This is a genomic window from Candidatus Symbiopectobacterium endolongispinus, assembly GCF_018777385.1.
Classification (GTDB): domain Bacteria; phylum Pseudomonadota; class Gammaproteobacteria; order Enterobacterales; family Enterobacteriaceae; genus Symbiopectobacterium; species Symbiopectobacterium endolongispinus.
The window spans coordinates 483,546-502,580 of record NZ_JAFJYB010000003.1; the positions used below are offsets into that span (position 1 = coordinate 483,546).

General features: G+C 51.5%; 12 protein-coding genes and 8 pseudogenes. 18 read left to right on the forward strand and 2 right to left on the reverse strand.

The window, feature by feature from the left end:
* Positions 1–77 precede the first annotated feature (77 nt).
* A pseudogene (locus tag JZM30_RS13925) lies at positions 78–1,564 on the reverse strand (2-oxoacid:acceptor oxidoreductase family protein); the annotation flags it as partial.
* Positions 1,549–1,830, reverse strand: coding sequence for a hypothetical protein (locus tag JZM30_RS24775; protein ID WP_438801505.1), 282 nt, complete (start codon positions 1,828–1,830; stop codon positions 1,549–1,551). The gene JZM30_RS24775 and the pseudogene JZM30_RS13925, both read right to left, overlap by 16 nt.
* A 369-nt stretch (positions 1,831–2,199) precedes the next feature.
* Here JZM30_RS24775 and nifH point away from each other — a divergent pair, with 369 nt between their 5' ends.
* The 18 genes and pseudogenes from nifH (at position 2,200) to JZM30_RS14015 (ending at position 18,997) form a co-directional block, all read left to right on the forward strand.
* Positions 2,200–3,078 carry a nitrogenase iron protein gene (nifH, locus tag JZM30_RS13930; protein WP_252319439.1) on the forward strand — a complete coding sequence of 293 codons (879 nt, stop codon included), beginning with the start codon at positions 2,200–2,202 and terminating at the stop codon, positions 3,076–3,078.
* Between the two features lie 57 nt (positions 3,079–3,135).
* Positions 3,136–4,586: pseudogene (gene nifD, locus JZM30_RS13935) on the forward strand (nitrogenase molybdenum-iron protein alpha chain).
* Positions 4,587–4,641: 55 nt separating this feature from the next.
* Positions 4,642–6,220 (forward strand): annotated as a pseudogene (nifK, locus tag JZM30_RS13940) (nitrogenase molybdenum-iron protein subunit beta).
* An 82-nt stretch (positions 6,221–6,302) separates the two neighbouring features.
* Positions 6,303–6,521, forward strand: a complete 219-nt coding sequence (nifT, locus tag JZM30_RS13945; RefSeq protein ID WP_252319441.1) for a putative nitrogen fixation protein NifT — start codon at positions 6,303–6,305, stop codon at positions 6,519–6,521.
* Positions 6,522–6,534: 13 nt separating this feature from the next.
* Positions 6,535–7,146: a NifB/NifX family molybdenum-iron cluster-binding protein gene (locus tag JZM30_RS13950; RefSeq protein ID WP_252319442.1), complete on the forward strand. Its 612-nt coding sequence runs from the start codon at positions 6,535–6,537 to the stop codon at positions 7,144–7,146.
* Positions 7,147–7,549: 403 nt separating this feature from the next.
* A complete protein-coding gene (locus tag JZM30_RS13955; RefSeq protein ID WP_252319444.1) occupies positions 7,550–7,783 on the forward strand; it encodes a hypothetical protein in 234 nt (77 codons plus the stop codon).
* A 40-nt stretch (positions 7,784–7,823) separates the two neighbouring features.
* Positions 7,824–8,087 (forward strand): hypothetical protein, encoded by a 264-nt coding sequence (locus JZM30_RS13960; RefSeq protein ID WP_252319446.1) that lies wholly within the window; start codon positions 7,824–7,826, stop codon positions 8,085–8,087.
* A gap of 65 nt (positions 8,088–8,152) precedes the next feature.
* On the forward strand, positions 8,153–9,274 hold the full coding sequence (locus JZM30_RS13965; RefSeq protein WP_252319448.1) for a hypothetical protein: 1,122 nt from the start codon (positions 8,153–8,155) through the stop codon (positions 9,272–9,274).
* A gap of 17 nt (positions 9,275–9,291) precedes the next feature.
* Positions 9,292–10,044: a hypothetical protein gene (locus JZM30_RS13970; protein WP_252319450.1), complete on the forward strand. Its 753-nt coding sequence runs from the start codon at positions 9,292–9,294 to the stop codon at positions 10,042–10,044.
* A gap of 53 nt (positions 10,045–10,097) precedes the next feature.
* Positions 10,098–11,393, forward strand: coding sequence for a hypothetical protein (locus JZM30_RS13975; RefSeq protein WP_252319452.1), 1,296 nt, complete (start codon positions 10,098–10,100; stop codon positions 11,391–11,393).
* Between the two features lie 269 nt (positions 11,394–11,662).
* A pseudogene (nifE, locus tag JZM30_RS13980) lies at positions 11,663–13,046 on the forward strand (nitrogenase iron-molybdenum cofactor biosynthesis protein NifE).
* Positions 13,047–13,056: 10 nt separating this feature from the next.
* A pseudogene (nifN, locus tag JZM30_RS13985) lies at positions 13,057–14,411 on the forward strand (nitrogenase iron-molybdenum cofactor biosynthesis protein NifN).
* A pseudogene (locus tag JZM30_RS13990) lies at positions 14,398–14,849 on the forward strand (NifB/NifX family molybdenum-iron cluster-binding protein). Before nifN ends, JZM30_RS13990 begins: the two co-directional pseudogenes overlap by 14 nt.
* 229 nt (positions 14,850–15,078) lie before the next feature.
* Positions 15,079–15,924, forward strand: a pseudogene (gene nifU, locus JZM30_RS13995) (Fe-S cluster assembly protein NifU).
* Positions 15,925–15,954: 30 nt separating this feature from the next.
* Positions 15,955–17,160, forward strand: a complete 1,206-nt coding sequence (nifS, locus tag JZM30_RS14000) for a cysteine desulfurase NifS (RefSeq protein ID WP_252319453.1) — start codon at positions 15,955–15,957, stop codon at positions 17,158–17,160.
* A 24-nt stretch (positions 17,161–17,184) separates the two neighbouring features.
* Positions 17,185–18,331 (forward strand): annotated as a pseudogene (gene nifV / locus JZM30_RS14005) (homocitrate synthase).
* A complete protein-coding gene (locus JZM30_RS14010; protein ID WP_252319454.1) occupies positions 18,300–18,557 on the forward strand; it encodes a nitrogenase-stabilizing/protective protein NifW in 258 nt (85 codons plus the stop codon). The pseudogene nifV and the gene JZM30_RS14010 overlap by 32 nt, the downstream one beginning before the upstream one ends.
* Entirely contained in the window at positions 18,554–18,997 is a 444-nt protein-coding gene (locus JZM30_RS14015) for a nitrogen fixation protein NifZ (RefSeq protein WP_252319455.1), read from the forward strand. Before JZM30_RS14010 ends, JZM30_RS14015 begins: the two co-directional genes overlap by 4 nt.
* Positions 18,998–19,035: the final 38 nt, after the last annotated feature.

The following is a 19,035-nucleotide window of genomic DNA, read 5'->3' on the forward strand; positions in this document are numbered from 1 at the left end:
CGGCGATATCGCTCAAAGCGATCCTTGGCATCCTGTTCGGTTTGTTCAAACAGGCTGTCGGCCACCGCCGGATGCTGGCGTTTCAGCGAGGCGTCTCCGCAACCGGCGCAGGCACCGGAAAACTCCAGCAGCGGTGTTTCAAACTGGCTGCCTTTTACCGTCGTTTTGCTAAATGGATTGACCATGGGCGAGAGTGCCAGCACATGCTCCCACAATCCAACCTGATGCTGTTGGCTTTCAAGCGGCTGATTTACCGCGCGATGGGCAGATATCCACGCAGTTACCGCAGCCGGAGCAATCCAACGGCGATACGGACAGATGATACTCCATCGTCTTGGCTCATTGCGCGTGGGTGCTCAGTAAGGAAACCGGGGCTGCCGCGCGCCCCTCTTCATTCAGCAATGCAGGGCGGATAGCCGCATGCGGGCAGATAAAGGCGCACTGGTTACACTGGGCGCACCCTTCCGGCTGCCAGACGGGAACCTGAATTGCTATGCCGCGTTTCTCATAGGCCGCCGTACCGGGTGGGAAGGTGCCATCTTCCATGCCGATAAAGGCGCTGACGGGCAACGTATCACCTTCCTGGCGGTTCATCGGCTCCAGAATCTGACGGATAAAATCGGAAACGGTGCTAGTGGGAGGGCGAGTGTCATCGGGGAGCGTGGCCCACACTGCGGGGATAGCCACTTCCACCAACGCCTGCATGCCCTGATCGATCGCGGCGTGGTTTATCTCCACCATCTTCGGACCTTTACTGCCATAGGATTTTACTACCGCGCTTTTTAAATAGTCGGCGGCGGTTTCTAGGGGAATAATGTTGGTGAGCTTGAAGAAGGCGACCTGCATAATCATGTTAAAGCGCCAGCCAAGGCCGAGACGCTGAGCAATCTGCTGCATTAAGGGTGTAGCAGCGAATGTGGTTCTGGGCCAGATAGCGCTTGATGGCTGTGGACAACTTTAGCGCCAACTCATCCGGCGTCCAGGTGCAGTTCAGCAGGAAAGTCCCGCCCGGTTTCAATCCGGCCAGCAGGTCATATTTTTCAACGTAACTTTGTTGCGAACAGGCAATAAAATTCGCGTGATGAATAAGATAGGGCGAGGTGATCGGGCTTTGCCCAAACCGCAAGTGAGAGACGGTGATCCCGCCCGACTTCTTCGAGTCATAGGAGAAATAGGCCTGCGCATAAAGCGGCGTTTTATCGCCGATAATCTTGATGGCGCTTTTGTTGGCGCCAACCGTGCCGTCCGATCCCAGCCCCCAGAATTTACAAGCGGTGGTGCCGACGCGCGCTACATTGAGCGTTGCGCTGGCCTGCGGCAGTGAGGTGTGGGTGACATCATCGGTGATGCCGACGGTGAAGCTATCCTGCGGCAGTGGACGGGTGAGATTCTCAAAGACGGACACGATGTGCGTTGGCAAAATATCCTTGCCGCCCAAGCCGTAGCGACCGCCGACAATCAACGGCGGCTGAGCGTGACGGTAATAGGCATTTTTCACATCCAGACACAGTGGCTCCGTTTGTGCGCCGGCTTCGAACTGCATTTCAATCAATCGTACCGGCTGACCGAACAGGTTTTTTTATGCTGTGCGGTCCATTCGTCCATGTTTTCCGCCATCGGCGTGGAGGGGGTAATGGGGTAGATGGCGGCCACGTCGGTAAAGGCGTAAGAGATGTATGCGGCGGCGGCATTTCCATACATCGTTTTCATTTTTCTGCTCATGCGGGCTTCCTCATTGGTATGGCGTGGGTGATTACGGGGCGGCTTGGCGGGCGCGCCATCGATTCGCCGTTTCAGCGAGGCTTGAAGCACAGCCTGTACCATTTCCATGATAAGATTAAAAGATATTTTTATTTAATGATTTACGAACTTTTCTTGGCATCTGATGCGGTGTGTAATGAGGGAAAATTGCATGAAATAAGACAGAAAGGGTCACATCCTGTCGTGCAGCCAACAAACTGTCGCTCCTGTCACCGGAAAGCCGCGTTGCCGCTCCTCTGTGGCTCGATTGTCCGTTTTACAACAATTGGGTTGCCATTTGTTTTGTGTTTGTTTTCTCCCCGGCAAGCAAACTTCTTACAACATTAGTAATTTCAATTAATTACCTGTTTTGGCATGAATGGTACGTTCCCTGCAACATGGGGAATGCAACACCTTCGGCGTACCACACGCCTCCAACCCGAAAGAGGAGAAGCAATCATGGCTTTGCGTCAATGTGCCATCTATGGCAAAGGGGGGATTGGTAAATCCACCACCACTCAGAATCTGGTCGCCGCACTGGCGGAAATGGGCAAGAAGGTCATGATCATCGGTTGTGACCCGAAAGCGGACTCCACACGTTTGATTCTTCACGCTAAAGCGCAGAACACCATTATGGAAATTGCGGCAGAAGTCGGCTCGGTTGAAGACCTCGAGCTGGAAGATGTGCTGCAAATTGGCTACGGCAACGTGCGCTGCGCCGAATCCGGTGGTCCGGAGCCGGGTGTTGGCTGCGCAGGTCGTGGGGTGATCACCGCCATCAACTTCCTGGAAGAAGAAGGGGCGTATGAAGACGACTTGGATTTTGTGTTCTACGACGTCCTGGGTGACGTGGTGTGTGGCGGCTTCGCCATGCCGATTCGTGAGAACAAAGCGCAGGAAATTTACATCGTGTGCTCCGGCGAAATGATGGCGATGTATGCCGCCAACAACATTTCCAAAGGGATCGTGAAATACGCCAAAACCAGTAAGGTGCGCTTAGGGGGATTGATTTGTAATTCGCGCAATACCGATCGCGAAGATGAGCCGATCATCGCGCTGGCAGAAAAACTCGGCACGCAGATGATCCACTTCGTACCCCGCGACAATATCTTACAGCGCGCTGAAATTCGCCGTATGACAGTCATCGAATACGACCCGAACTGTAAGCAAGCTAATGAATACCGCACGCTGGCACAGAAGATTGTCAACAACACCATGAAAGTGATCCCGGTGCCTTGCACCATGGATGAACTGGAAGATCTGCTGATGGAATTCGGCATCATGGAAGAAGACGCCAGCATCATCGGTAAAACCGCTGCCGAAGAGAATGCGGCCTGATCGCTCAACGGCGTCAGCCCCCGCCCGTGGGGGCCCTGATGCAGAAGGAACAGTGAAATGACAAACGCAACCCGTGAACGCAATCAGGCAATCATACAGGAAGTGCTGGAAGTTTTCCCTGAAAAAACGCGCAAAGAGCGCCAAAAACACATGATGGTTACCGACCCGGCGCAGGAGAGCGTGGGGAAATGCCTGGTATCAAACCGTAAATCGCAACTGGGGGTGATGACGGTACGCGGCTGCGCCTACGCCGGCTCCAAAGGGGTAGTGTTTGGACCGATCAAGGATATGGTGCATATCTCACACGGCCCGATTGGCTGCGGCCAGTACTCCCGTGCCGGACGTCGTAACTATTACACAGGTGTCAGCGGTGTAAATAGCTTTGGCACGCTGAACTTTACCTCGGATTTTCAGGAAAAGGACATAGTGTTTGGCGGTGACAAAAAACTCGCCAAACTGATTGAAGAGCTGGAAATGTTGTTCCCGCTCAGTAAAGGGATCTCCGTCCAGTCCGAGTGTCCGGTGGGGTTGATAGGCGATGATATCGAAGCGATGGCCAATGCCAGCCGTAAAGCGATTGGTAAACCGGTGGTACCTGTGCGCTGCGAAGGGTTCCGCGGTGTGTCGCAATCTCTCGGTCACCATATTGCCAACGACGTGATCCGCGATTGGGTGCTGGATAACCGTGAAGGTAAACCCTTTGAGTCTACGCCTTATGACGTGGCGATTATCGGGGACTACAACATCGGCGGTGACGCCTGGGCGTCGCGTATTCTGCTCGAAGAGATGGGATTGCGTGTGGTAGCGCAGTGGTCCGGCGACGGCACGCTGGTGGAAATGGAAAACACCCCCAACGTGAAATTGAATCTGGTGCACTGCTACCGCTCGATGAACTACATCTCACGGCATATGGAAGAAAAGCACGGTATTCCCTGGATGGAATACAACTTCTTTGGCCCGACCAAGATTGCCGAATCGCTGCGCAAAATCGCCGGGCAGTTTGATGACACCATCAAGCAAAATGTCGAAACCGTGATTGCCCGTTATCAGGCGCAAACGGAGGCGATTATCGCCAAGTACCGTCCGCGTTTGGAAGGCCGCCGGGTACTGCTGTATCTCGGGGGATTACGTCCACGTCACATCATCGGTGCTTATGAAGATCTCGGTATGGAGATTATTGGTATCGGTTATGAATTCGACCACAACGACGACTACGACCGCACGCTGCCGTATCTGAAAGAAGGCACGCTGCTGTTTGATGATGCCGGCAGCTATGAGCTGGAAGTATTCGTCAAGGCGCTGAAACCCGATTTGATCGGTTCCAGCATTAAGGAAAAGTACATCTTTTTCAAAAGATGGGGGTGCCTTTCCGCCAGATGCACTCCTGGGATTATTCCGGTCCGTACCACGGCTATGGCGGTTTCGCCATTTTTGCCCGTGACATGGACATGACGCTTAATAACCCCAGTTGGCGTGAACTGACAGCTCCGTGGCTGAAATCGGCCTAACCCTTATCCTGATATCCCGTTTGTTCACCGATTTGTGGCGCGGGAGGAGTACACCATGAGTCAAACTGCTGAAAAAACCCATGCCTGCTTTCCGTTGTTTGAGCAGGATGAATACCAGGCGCTGTTTCACAACAAACGCCCGATGGAAGAGGCGCATGACGAGCAGCGCGTGCGTGAAGTCTTCGAGTGGACTACCACGCCGGAGTACCAGGAACTTAACTTTAAGCGCGAAGCGCTCACCATTGATCCGGCGAAAGCGTGCCAGCCGTTGGGCTCGGTATTGTGCGCGCTGGGTTTTGCCAACACCTTGCCCTATGTGCACGGCTCTCAGGGGTGCGTTGCCTACTTCCGCACCTATTTTAACCGTCATTTCAAGGAGCCCATCGCCTGTGTTTCTGACTCCATGACGAAAGACGCCGCGGTGTTTGGTGGGAACAACAACATGAATGCCGGTTTGCAGAACGCCAGCGCACTCTACAAACCGGAGATGATCGCCGTTTCCACCACCTGTATGGCGGAAGTCATTGGCGATGACCTGCAAGCGTTTATCGCCAATGCCAAGAAAGACGGTTTTGTCGACGCGCAAATGCCTATCCCCTACGCCTACACGCCGAGCTTTATCGGCAGCCATATCACCGGGTGGGACAACATGTTTGAAGGGTTTGCCCGCACTTTTATCAGCGGTGAAGGCAATAACTATCAGCCCGGTAGTCTGGCGCGCCTGAATCTGGTTACCGGATTTGAAACCTATCAGGGCAACTACCGGGTACTGAAACGCATGATGGAACAGATGGGCGTGCCGTGCACCGTCCTGTCCGATCCGTCAGAGGTGCTGGATACGCCGGCAGACGGCCACTACCGTATGTACGCAGGCGGGACTACCCAGCAAGAGATGCGTGATGCACCGAACGCCATCGATACGCTGCTGTCGCAACCGTGGCACCTGATAAAAACTAAGAAAATGGTGCAGGAGAACTGGAATCAGCCGGCTACCGAGGTCTATGTGCCGATTGGACTGGATGCGGCGGACAAACTGCTGATGACAGTGAGTGAACTGACTGGCGTGCCAGTCGGTGATGCGTTGACGCTGGAGCGCGGCAGGCTGGTGGATATGATGCTGGATTCCCACACCTGGCTACATGGCAAACGCTTTGGCCTCTACGGCGTTCCGGATTTTGTGATGGGGCTGACGCAATTCCTGTTGGAGTTGGGTTGTGAACCGACGGTCATCTTGTGCCACAACGCCAATAAACGTTGGCAGAAAGCGATGAAAAAAATGCTGAGTGCTTCTCCTTATGGGCAGGGGAGTGAGGTGTATATCAACTGCGATCTGTGGCATTTCCGCTCGCTGATGTTCACCAACAAACCGGATTTCATGATTGGTAACTCCTACGGCAAATTCATTCAGCGCGACACCTTGGCGAAGGGAGAGCAGTTTGAAGTGCCGTTGATTCGTCTGGGATTCCCTATTTTCGATCGCCATCATCTGCATCGCCAAACCACCTGGGGGTATGAAGGGGTTATGTCGATTCTTACTCAGTTAGTTTCAGTTAGTTAATGCGGTAATGGAGAAGATCGACAGAGATACCATGAAGCTCGGCAAGACAGACTACAACTTCGATCTTGTTCGTTGATCCCCTGGTCAACGTGGCCCACTTATCGGCTCGGCATTATCCGGGCCGTCACCTTGCCACGGTTGCCACTGAGGAGGCGTTTATGCCGATAGTGATTTTTCGTGAGCGCGACGCGCAACTGTATTGCTATATCGCCAAGCAGGATTTAGAGGCGAGGGTGATTGGGATAGAGTTTGACAGTCAGGATTGCTGGGGGGGCGAAGTGGCGCTGGAAGGGGAAAAACGCTACTACGTGAACCCGCAAACGGAAAAACCGCAGTTTCCTGTCAGCCTGCTGGCCTCGCGCCCCAGCCTGGCATGAATGAGGAGAGAACATGTCTGATGATGATCGTCTGTTCTGGCGACTGTTTGCGCTGATGCATTGCCTGCCTGAACTTTCCTCACCGCAACTGTTACGCTGGATTGCGCACGAGGATGAAGCCTCGCTCGATCTGGCCTACTTGTCGTCGCTGGATCAACCACAACTGATGGCGCGTTTTCCCGGCGATCGCGCGGTGATGACTCGGGGCCGCTGGCAACGGGTGATGGCGTGTCTGCGCGGCGAAATGCCCCCGCACCTTGCGGTGATGTCGCCGCCGGGGCGCGAACCGCAACTGCTGGTGACATTTTCGTCACGGGATGGTATCGCGATCAACGGCCATTTTGGGCAGTGCCGCCTGTTTTTTATTTACGCCTTTGACGGCACGGGCTCGTGGCTACATGGGTTGCGCCGTTATCCCAGTGAACCGGGGGAGCAGGAAAGCAATGAAGTACGCGCTCAACTGCTTGCAGGCTGCCATCTGCTGTTCTGTGAAGCGATTGGTGGCCCGGCGGCGGCGCGGATTATTCGCCATAATATACATCCAATGAAAGTGCCGCCCGGCACTAGCATTTCTTCACAGCGTGACGCGTTGCAAACGTTGATGACCGATCGCCTGCCACCCTGACTGGCAAAACGGCTGGAGAAGGGTAACCCGCTTGAATTGCGTATTTTTTAACGATGTTCCTCTTCTCAGGTTGTTCTCATATATATGAGAACAACCTGAATTTTATATATATTTTTTAGAGGTGCTTTTTATCTTTATTAGTTAATGGATTAATCAATATAAATGCTTACTTATCTGATTCTTGTTCTTTTATGGTAAACTAAGAAACAACGTTGAACACATTCCCCTGTGTTTTTTTATTTTTGATATAAAGTAAGTAATGACGGCTGCCGCTAAAAGATATCTTCTCTAATATCAATCATGCAGCATCAAATCATGCTATACCAAATAAGTGACCGCACTAGAGTCTTGGCTATTCCATAGTTGTTGTTCCTTTAATTTATACTTACAAGGAAAATTTGCTATGCAAGGAATCTCAACCACCACATTATCCGTATTCGATAAAATGCCCTGCAGAAACGAGAAACAATCCAAAGAACCTCAAGAAAATCGTAATCCCATTCGTGAAAACCTTTTGCCAATAACTTCATTGCATGAACAGATTATTGAAAACATAAATCAAAGTAATAAAATAAGTATTGATCATGCCCTTAGCTTGAATGATAAAAAAATAGAATTGAAGCAATCGGTGAACTGAAAAAAACTGTGATTCAACCGCTATGGCCGCTGGCTCTGGGATGGAGGAAACCGCTACTCCACTGCTTTTCAGTGAAAAGAGCATCAAAGCGTCTCCAACGCACGTCATCAAAAAAAGGAACACCTTGCATGCAACTGAGGGGACTGGCCAAGAGCGTATCATACGTTTTTTGCAGCGAAATGGTCTGATAGACGCGTTTTCTTCGGGTCAACATAGTGAAAAGGAACAAGTGATCTCGGCCCTGGCGAAATATCTTTATACAGAAACTTCTTATGGTGAAACGCAAAAAAACAAAGAAAAGTAGCTAGAGTTATATTAGCAAGTGCTAACCTGTATGGTGGCGTAGATGGGGAATATATTTCACCTGCTATGGCTAAAACTGTTATAAAAGAGTGGCTTTTTCATCAAGTATTGGCTTGCTCTCTGGAGAAATATATTTTTGATAAAATGGTTTCATCTGGATATCCATCATATTTTACTGTCAGCAGTCTGAAAGCCATATTTAATATGAATGAGCTTATTAAGGAGGGAAGGGTAAATATTGCACATCTGGATGCAGAACAACGGAATGGTTTAAATATCATGTGGGAAAATCATCTTAGTGAGGAATTCCCATTTTTGCAAAGTCAGGATAAAAATATTATAGCCATGTCACTACAGAGTCAGGATTTTGCAGATTTGTATACGGGATACAAAGCGGTAAATCACATGGGGAAAATGGCTGAAACCTCTTCAGAAGAGATAACTGCAGTCGGAAGGTCTTTGTGGAATATGGCTTTCAGTGAGAGTATTACAATTAATGAGGCCGGGTATCTCATTTTACCCTCAGTCATTATGATGGCAGGTAATACCACTCATCAATCAGACCCTGAAGATTACTCATTGAGTGTTAAACTTGCGGTTGTTGATAAATATATTCAGTATCAGAAAAAAGTGATCGCGTCACAGCAAGATTTTATTGTTAAGTACAATGATTTTAGCACTTCTTTATCTTCGTGGGTCTCTAAAATAACATTAGCAGATAGTATCATCGATGATTGTTTTACCTCTGAATTTTTGAAAACGGGTACTGTATCTCCAAAAAAAGAACTTATGATTAAATCGGGATCGATCAGAGAAGGCTATATGAATGGTTTTTCGAAACCCTGCGACGCCGCTCCGGATAGCCTTGATAAAGAATATGAAAAGTTGACGAGAGATTTATCTGAGAAGTTCAAAACCGTCAACCGCTTTTTTATCAACAATGCTTTCTCTTTAATAGAAAAATCTGAGTTGGATTTTATTTCATCTGCGGGGGCTAAAGTTAATTCAATAAGACTATTCATGCATACGCTGCTCCCCATGATAAATACAGGACACGATACTTATTACGATCCGAATTTCTATATTGATGTAAAAGATGCCGATCTCTTTTCTGTAACGGTAGGGAACGAGGAAATGGTTTATGCCTTAAAAAAGAAAATCTTTCATCAGACTCCCCTTATAAAATAATTCGCGCCGATCGTTTTTTGCATCAATATATCAAAGCGGGCTTGTTAAATCATAATTTTTTTGAAAAATATAAAATTGAAGGTAATAAACTAATCGCCAAATTTACCTATTATTATCAATTTATTAAAGGAGATTCTACTATTGAAGTTGATAATAGAGGGAAAGATTTTTTTGTCGAATATTTCAATGATAAATATACTAATGAGTTTTATGAAGAGTTTTATGAGAAAGGCAATGATAAGTCTCAATTACAAAAAATATGGAACTTTACAAAAAATTTTATTCCTTTTTATACCTGCATCGAGGGGGCTACCAAAAAAGATGCTGCTGAAGAATACATTGGTTCCTGTTATTTGGATGCATTGACATTGATCCCTGCTGCGGGATATGCCGCCTCCCTTGGAGTAAAGTTTGGGATGGGATTGACAAGAGGCATTCGACTGGCCGGAAAACAATTAATGCGGGGCACATTTTCTGGAGCAAGAATTGTACTGCTGAATAATGTCAGTCTACCGGCAATGAGTGAATATATAAAATTTGGCCGCCTCTCACTCCAAGCTGTTGATCCTGGATTTGAGTTATTAGCTAAGAGTGGAGGGTTGATTTCCAGTAAACTGATTGCTTATCTCAAACAAGAGAAGAAAGGCATTGAATTGGCACAAAAATTAGTATCTCCTAACGTGCTACAGAAAAAAACATCTGCGACAGCGCAAGGAATTATACTTGCTCGATTTCCGGATTCAACTATCGATGTCCCGGTAAAAAAATAGATAATTTTCATGGCGAAGATATATGCGTATCCATAAACCCAGATAACAATACGTTGTTTGGAAAATATTATGGTTTGTCAAAAGAGAATATTTTGAATCCAAATGTTGACGCTGTTCTCTATCAAAAAAATAAGCGCGCTAGAATTGATAATAAAGATAATATTCAAAAAATGGATCAATATGATATCTCTATGCGTAATAATAACCCTGATGGTTATGTCGTTAGCCTTCCAGAAGGCATAACTATGCAAACAGGATTTTTACCCTCGACAAATGTCCCTTTCCTTCATCTAAGTAACGGTGGCACAGCGTATGTCAGTGTTGGCGAACAACCTCATTTGCTCACAGAACATACGTTCAAGTCGAATCAGATTATTCAAGCGGTAAAGGATCATTATTCTCGTGATAATGTATACCTTTGTCGTTTTAATCAAAGCATAGAATCGGTGCCAAATGAGTTCATACAATTGAAACAGAATATTGAAACTTATAAAAGTTCTGTGAATATAGCCAGGGAGCGTGTTGGTCACTTGGCACATGAATTCGAAAGAACAATGATGAGGAATGATAATAGGGTACTTAATTACCCTACGAGAAATAGAATAATGAAGTATGTATCAGACGTTTTGGGCTTAGAGGAAATAACAGATATTCATCTTCGTCAACGCATTGAGTGTGAGGCCATTGAAAAGTTAATATTTCATACTGGAAAAATTAACGAATATTTGAAACATGAAGTTGATAATATTTATTTTGCTTCATCTCATACAATCAGTAATCCCTATCTAGCTAATGAAAAGGGTGTGATGGCATTTGTATATAGGGATGATGTTTTTAGAAGGATGATTATCATGGTTGATAATTTTCATGTCGCGGGTCAAATCGGAACCCAAATGCACCTTACTACACTGCATGAAGTCTCACATTTTTCTGGTTCCCTCGATTTTCATATAGCGCCATCGACGAGCCGTGTAGGGGATGCCAGTGAGTTTATGGATAGTTTTATTGACGGTATTTTTGGTCGAAACGGTGAGTCTATCTCCATTGATTATAAATTTCTTGAAGCATACCGACAACAACACCCCAACATTCCTATTGATGAAATTCAATTCAAAGAGATTCTCAAAAGAGATCCTATGTTGCGCGCAAATGCTTTTATGGAAAATGCAGATTTTCTGGCAACAATGATTTCTGATCTTGGCAGTGGCAGACCGTTCAACAGTGACACGGTTGCCAGAGTTAGCAGAGCAGCAACACCACTGAAGTTTGATATGATGTTCGTGTTATATAAATTAGCAATAGAAAATATGAGAACGATTAATAACGCCCCCTTTGAAGTAACCCCATAGCGTGCCACTACGTCGGTTTATCGACGGTGATCGTAAAAGTGTGGATCTCCGTGTTACTGGGCAGCGCGTCAAAAACCGTAGCGCGGAGGCCTTGTCCTTTAGATACGGGGCGGCAACCTCGAGCCCTGCCATTGTCAGGTTCTGTTCCTTTTACCTCTTTGTCGCGTTTGTTGCAAAACAAACAATTATATCACTATGAAATAAAGCGTTTATTTATGGACCGCGAATTGCAACAGCGTCATAAAGTCAACTGACTCGACGATGGCAAAATGAAGGGGAATGAAATTTTGGCGCTGCTTGATGAGCCTGCCTGCGAGCATAATCACAAACAGAAAACCGGGTGTAGCGCACCAAAGCCCAGTGCCACAGCGGGCGGTTGCGCCTTTGATGGGGCGCAGATAACACTACTACCATTGTCTGATGTTGCTCATTTGGTACATGGACCTATCGGGTGTGCGGGCAGTTCCTGGGATAATCGTGGCAGTCAGAGTTCTGGGCCAAGATTGAACCGACGGGGATTTACCACCGATCTTAATGAGCAGGATGTGATCATGGGGCGCGGTGAGCGGCGGCTGTTTCATGCCGTGCGCCATATTGTGGAGCGCTACGATCCTGCCGCTGTTTTTGTCTACAATACCTGTGTTCCTGCGATGGAAGGGGATGATATCGATGCAGTGTGCAGTGCCGCAACGGTGGCAGTGGGCGTGCCAGTGATCTCTGTGGATGCGGCGGGTTTCTACGGCAGCAAAAATTTTGGCAACCGTCTGGCCGGTGAGGTGATGCTCAAGCAGGTGATTGGCACGCGTGAACCCGCGCCGTGGCCGGAAACCAGCGCAATCCCTGTCACGCATCGCCACGATATCGGACTTATTGGCGAGTTCAATATCGCGGGTGAGTTCTGGCATGTGCATCCGCTACTCGACGAACTGGGTATTCGCGTACTGGGCAATTTGTCCGGTTATGGACGCTTTGCTGAAATTCAGACCTTGCACCGTGCACAGGCTAACATGCTGGTCTGCTCCCGCGCGCTCATCAATGTGGCGCGCAGTCTGGAACAACGTTATGGCACACCGTGGTTCGAAGGCAGCTTCTACGGTGTACGTGCCATGTCTGATGCGCTGCGCCAGCTTGCCGCATTGTTGCAGGATGACGCCCTGATACAACGCACCGAAGCGCTGATCGCTCGGGAAGAAGCCGCTGCGGAAAAGGCGCTGGCACCGTATCGTGCGCGGCTCAGGGGGCGCAAGGCACTGCTCTATACCGGCGGCGTGAAATCCTGGTCAGTGGTATCGGCGCTACAAGATCTCGGTATGACGGTGGTTGCTACCGGCGCGCGGAAATCTACGCAGGAAGATGCAGGAAGATAAAGCACGCATTCGCGAACTGATGGGGGATAACGCCGTGATGCTTGATGAGGGCAATGCGCGCACCCTGTTGGACGTAGCCTATCGCTATGGTGCCTATATGATGATTGCTGGGGGGCGCAACATGTACACCGCTTACAAAGCGCGCATGCCATTTCTCGATATCAATCAGGAGCGTGAACACGCCTACGCGGGTTATCGCGGCATCATCACGCTGGCAGAAAACATTTGTTTGACGTTGGAAAGCCCGATCTGGCCGCAAACGCATCAATCTGCCCCCTGGCGCTAAGGAGTTCGTAATGGCTGACGTTATCCGTAATAAGAAACCGTTTGCCACCAGCCCTATCAAGAGTGGGCAACCGTTGGGTGCCATTCTGGCGAGTCAGGGCTTCGAGCAGAGCATTCCGTTGGTACATGGTGCACAGGGGTGCAGCGCTTTTGCCAAAGTGTTTTTATCCAACATTTTCACGATCCGATTCCGCTGCAATCGACGGCAATGGACCCAACAACCACGGTGATGGGCGCGGATGGCAACATTTTGACGACGCTCAGCACCATGTGTCAGCGCAATGCCACCAAAGCCATCGTGTTGATCAGCACCGGGCTGTCGGAAGCGCAGGGTAGTGACTTGACACGCGCGGTACGCGAATTTCGTGCAGAACACCCGCGCTTTAAATCCACCGCGATTCTGACGGTGAATACACCGGACTTATACGGATCGCTGGAAAACCGGTTTAGTGCGGTGGTTGAAAGTGTGGTTGAACAATGGGTGCCGGAAAAGCCGCCCGCAGGCGTGCGCAACCGGCGCGTAAACCTGCTGCTCAGCCATCTGGTGAATCCTGGCGAAGTGGAACTGCTGCGCAGTTATGTTAAAGCATTCGGCCTGCAAGCGGTGATGGTGCCAGATCTGTCACTGTCGTTGGACGGGCATCTTGCCAGTGGGGATTATCAGTCTGTGACGCAGGGTGGGACAACGCTGCGCGCTATCGAACAGATGGGGCATAGCCTGAGCACCATCAGCGTAGGGCTGTCACTCCAGCGTGCCGCCGGGTTAATGGCGCAGCGTAGTCGCGGTCTGGCGTTAACGGTGCCACATATGATGACGATGGCGACGGTGGATGCGGTTATCCATCACCTGCAACAGCTCTCTGGGCGTGAGGTGCCCGCGTGGATTGAGCGCCAGCGCGGTCAGGTGCAGGATGCGATGATCGACTGCCATATGGCGTTGCAGGGCAGAAAGATTGCATTGGCGGCAGAAGGCGATCTGCTGGCGGCATGGAGTGATTTTGCGCTGAGCCATGGCATGCAGCCGGGATTGCTTTCTCTGCCCGTCGAACAGGTGGTGATTGGCGATTTGGAAGACATGCAGGATCTGCTGATTAAACACCCCGCGGATATGCTGGTGGCGAATTCTCATGCTGCCGATCTGGCGGAACAGTTTGGTATTCCGCTGATTCGCGCGGGCTTCCCGGTATTCGATAGGCTGGGCGAGTTTCGCAAGGTGCGACAAGGCTATGCCGGTATTCGGGATACCTTGTTCGAACTGGCGAACCTGATGCTGGAACACCATCATCCGGTATCTGCCTATCACTCACCCTTGCGTCAGCAATTTCGCGGCGCACAGCGTTCGGAGGTGAGGCATGCAACCTGTTAGCCGTCATCTTAGCACCATCAGTTCGGCCGTCTGGTCGATGCAGGTCGCCTTCGCCAGCTCGGATTACCACCATGTGGATCAGCATTTTGGTGCCACACCGCGGCTGGTGGTCTATGGCGTAAAACAGGATCAGGTGCGGTTGCTGAAAGTGGTGGATTTCAATGTGCAGCACGGCCATCAGGAAGAGAAGCTGGCGAGCCGTATCAACGCGCTGGAGGAGTGCGTGACGCTCTACTGCGTCGCCATCGGTGATGCGGTGTTTCGCCAACTGCTACAAGTGGTGGGCGTGCTGTGCGTGTACCACCGGAAACCTCTATCGCGCAGTTGTTGCAGCAGATACAGCTGTGCTGGGCAGACAACGAACAAAGCTCTCGGCGACGCCAGCGCGATCCGAACCGCTTTGTTCACCTGCTGGCGGAAACAGAATGGCAGGATTAAGACGATGCCTGTTGAACGCTGACAAGATCGTCGCTTGTGCGACAAAACCGACATAAACCGCGACATTGGTCGCGGTTTATTTGTACATAGAATCTCATCGCATTGATTATAAGCAGTTTTTGTGAATGGTATCACATTTGCTAGTTCCCTGTGAACCCGTCCATGACGTGCGTGTGGGAGGAAGACGACCCGCGAGGACTTCCCCCGTCACCCCTAGGGAGCAAAGAGCATGTGGAACTATTCCGAGAAAGTGAAAGACCATTTTTTTAATCCGCGCAATGCCCGCGTGGTGGAGCAGGCGAACGCGATTGGTGATGTTGGATCGCTGAGCTGTGGCGATGCCTTGCGGCTGATGCTACGGGTAGACCCGGTAACCGAAACCATTTTGGAGGCTGGCTTCCAAACCTTTGGTTGTGGCAGCGCTATTGCCTCTTCGTCGGCGCTGACCGAACTGATCATTGGCCGCACCCTGCAGCAAGCCGAGCAGGTGACCAACCAACAGATTGCGGACTATCTTGATGGCTTGCCACCGGAAAAAATGCACTGCTAGGTGATGGGGCAAGAGGCCTTGCGCGCTGCCATTGCGCAATACCGTGGTGAAACGCTGGACGACGATCATGAAGAAGGCGCTCTGATTTGCAAATGCTTTGCCGTGGATGAAGGGCAGATTCGTCGCGCGGTGATGACCAACGGGTTGACCACGCTGCAAGAGGTAATCAATTACACCAAAGCGGGCGGCGGGTGCACGGCTTGCCATGAAAAAATCGAACTAACCTTGGAAGCGCTGCTGGCTGAGCGAGATGCCGCTCCTGTGGCGGCAGTCGCCACAGCGGTGGATGTTAAAGACCCCCAATGGCGTCAGGTGGCGGACGCGGTGGCGGAGTTGTGCCCACATATTCAGGCGGATGGCGGTGATATGACGTTGCTCAACGTCAGTGGACATCAGGTCACGGTCAGCCTATCAGGAAGCTGTAGCGGCTGCATGATGACGGATATGACGCTGACCTGGTTGCAACAAAAACTGGTGGAGCGCACCGGGCGCTATATGGAAGTGGTTGTGGCACAGGCCGCGTGAGCTGACTGCGTATTCAGTGAGGCAGCGAACATGAAAAATATCTATCTGGATAATAACGCCACTACCCGTCTCGATCCCATGGTGCTGGAAGCCATGATGCCCTTCCTGACGGATTATTACGGCAACCCGTCGTCAATTCACGATTTCGGTACGCCCTGTCGCGGGGCGCTAGAGCGGGCGCGGCAGCAGGTTGCCAGCCTGCTCGGCGCGCGCCACGACAGCGAAATTATATTTACCTCCTGCGCCACTGAGGCAACGTCTACGGCGATTCACTCCGCTGTCGCGCTTGATGCCAAGCGGCGTGAAATCATTACCACGGCGGTAGAGCACCCGGCGACGCTGGAAGTGTGTGAGCACCTGGAGCGTCAGGGGTATATCATCCATCGCCTGGGCGTGTCGGTGCAGGGCGAGCTGGATATGGCGCAGTACTGTGCCTTGTTGAGCGACCGCGTGGCGCTGGTCACGGTGATGTGGGCGAATAATGAAACCGGGGTGCTGTTTCCGGTGCGTGAGATGGCCACGCTGGCCCATGAGCACGGTGCGCCGTTTCATTGTGATGCGGTTCAGGCGGTCGGGAAAATCCCGATTGTGCTCTCCAGCAGCGAGATCGATATGCTCTCGTGTTCAGCGCATAAGATACACGGGCCGAAAGGCGTTGGCTGTCTCTATCTGAAACGTTCTACCCGCTTCCGCCCCTTGCTGCGTGGCGGGCATCAGGAGCGCGGGCGTCGTGTTAGCACGAAGAATATTGCCGGTATTGTCGGGATGGGTAGCGCCTGCGAATTGGCAGAAGTGCACTTGCCCATGATGACAGCGGCGGTGGTCCCGCTACGTGACCGCTTACAACACTGGTTGATCCAGATCATCCCAAACGTGATGGTGATGGGTGGGGAGCAACCGCGTATCCCTAACACGCTCAATATTGCCTTTGAGTTTATCGAAGGCGAAGCCATCCTGCTGCTGCTCAACCACGCCGGGATAGCTGCTTCCAGCGGCAGCGCCTGCACATCGGGTTCGCTGGAGCCTTCCCATGTGATGCGCGCTATGAACATTCCTTACACTGCGGCTCATGGTCGCATCCGCTTCTCGTTGTCGCGCTATACCCGTGAAAAAGAGATTGATCGGGTGATCGACGCGTTGCCGCCGATCGTTGAACGGCTGCGCACGCTCTCACCCTATTGGCAGCAGGGAAAACCGCATGCGACGGCGGGTGATTTTGCACCGGCCTACGGCTGATACAGGGGAGAGAACATGGCGGATATGACGCTCAACGGCACGGTCAGGATTAATGACACCACGTTGCGTGATGGGGAGCAGAGCCCCGGCGTGGCATTTCGCGCCAGCGAAAAGCTGGCGATTGCGCAAGCGCTGGTGGAGGCCGGAGTTAAAGAGTTGGAAGTCGGTACGCCTGCGATGGGCGGCGATGAGCGGGTGCGCATGTCGGTGATCCGCCGTCGTTTGCCGGAAACCGTGATGATGACCTGGTGCCGGATGAATGCGCAAGAAATTCAGCAAAGTGCTTATTTGGGCATGAACTGGGTGGATATTTCCATTCCGGCTTCCTATCGATTACGCCAGCAGAAGTTGCGCCAACCGCTTGACGCCTTGTTGCCGCAACTTTGCCAATTGATCGAGCTGGCGCGTCGGCAGGGGTTGCGCGTCTGCCTGGGGTGTGGGGATGCTTCTCGCGCCAGCGATGAAACCTTAGCCACGCTGCTTGCGCTTCGCCGATACGCTGGGCGTGCTCGATCCTTTTACCACCTTCACCCGCATCAGCGCCTTGCGACAAGTCTGGGCAGGGCAAATCGAAATGCACGCCCATAACGATTTGGGGATGGCAACGGCAAACACGCTAGCGGCGGTCAACGCCGGGGCGACGCATGTTAACACCACGGTGTTAGGGCTTGGCGAGCGCGCGGGAAATGCAGCGTTGGAAACGGTGGCGCTGGAGCGCTGTCTGGGATATGACAGTGGCATCCATTTTCCGCTGTTGCCCGCACTGTGCCAACGGGTGGCGAACGCTGCGCAGCGTATGATCGATAAGCAGCAACCGCTGGTCGGCGAGCAGGTGTTTACCCATGAGTCAGGGGTTCACGTCGCGGCGCTGTTGCAGGACAGCGGCAGCTACCAGGAAATTGAACCGTCGCTGCTGGGGCGTGAATATCGGCTGGTGTTGGGTAAGCACTCAGGACGGCAGGCCGTCGAGGGCATTTTTGCCCGGCTCGGCTATCAGCCTGATGTGGCGCAGACCACGGCGCTATTAACCGCTGTGCGCGAGTTTGCCGAAAGTACCAAGCGTAATCCGCTGGATTATGAACTGCTGGACATGTTCCAGTCGCTGTGCGACAGCACTCTGTTACCGGGGAGGCGGGACGATGGAATGGTTCTACCAAATGCCCGGCGTTGAAACGCTGGACAGCGCCGAGTCTTTTTTCAGGTTTTTCTCCGTACCTTATGAAACGCAGGAGCTTCAAGCGTGCAACCTGACGGTGCTCAGCGAGTTTCATCGCCGCCTGCGCGCAGCGGTGCCGCTGCGTAATTCGCTGGAACTGGCACCGGATGCCGATTGGCAACTGGCTCGCCGTCTGCTGGCCGAGAGCTACCAGAACAAACAGCCGGGAGCGCCATCATGATGACGCGCTTCGAATTTGGTGATGCGGTGCGCGTGGTGCGCCCGCTGCGCAATGATGGCACGGTGGCGGGTCTAAAACGCGGTGAGCTGCTGGTGCGGCGTGGCAGCATAGGCTATGTGCGCGAATGGGGCACTTTTCTACAGGATCAACTGATCTATCAAGTACATTTTCTTGAGATGGACAGGATTGTCGGCTGTCGCGCACAGGAACTGATCGCCGCAGATGCCCCCTGGTACCGTGGCGAATTTCAATACGGCGACTTGGTCATTTGCCTGCCCGCACTGGCGGTAAACGGCCTGCCGGTAGTCAGTGCGGGTCAGCAAGGGCAGGTTCAGGCGACCGATCAGGGGGAACGCGGCGAGTACTACACCGTGGTGTTTGGTGAACGCTGGTTTCAGGTGCCCTCCAGCGCGCTGGAACTGTGTGAGGAGACATCCTGATGTTAGCCTGGCAGCGCTTCAGCCGGTGGCAACTGGCG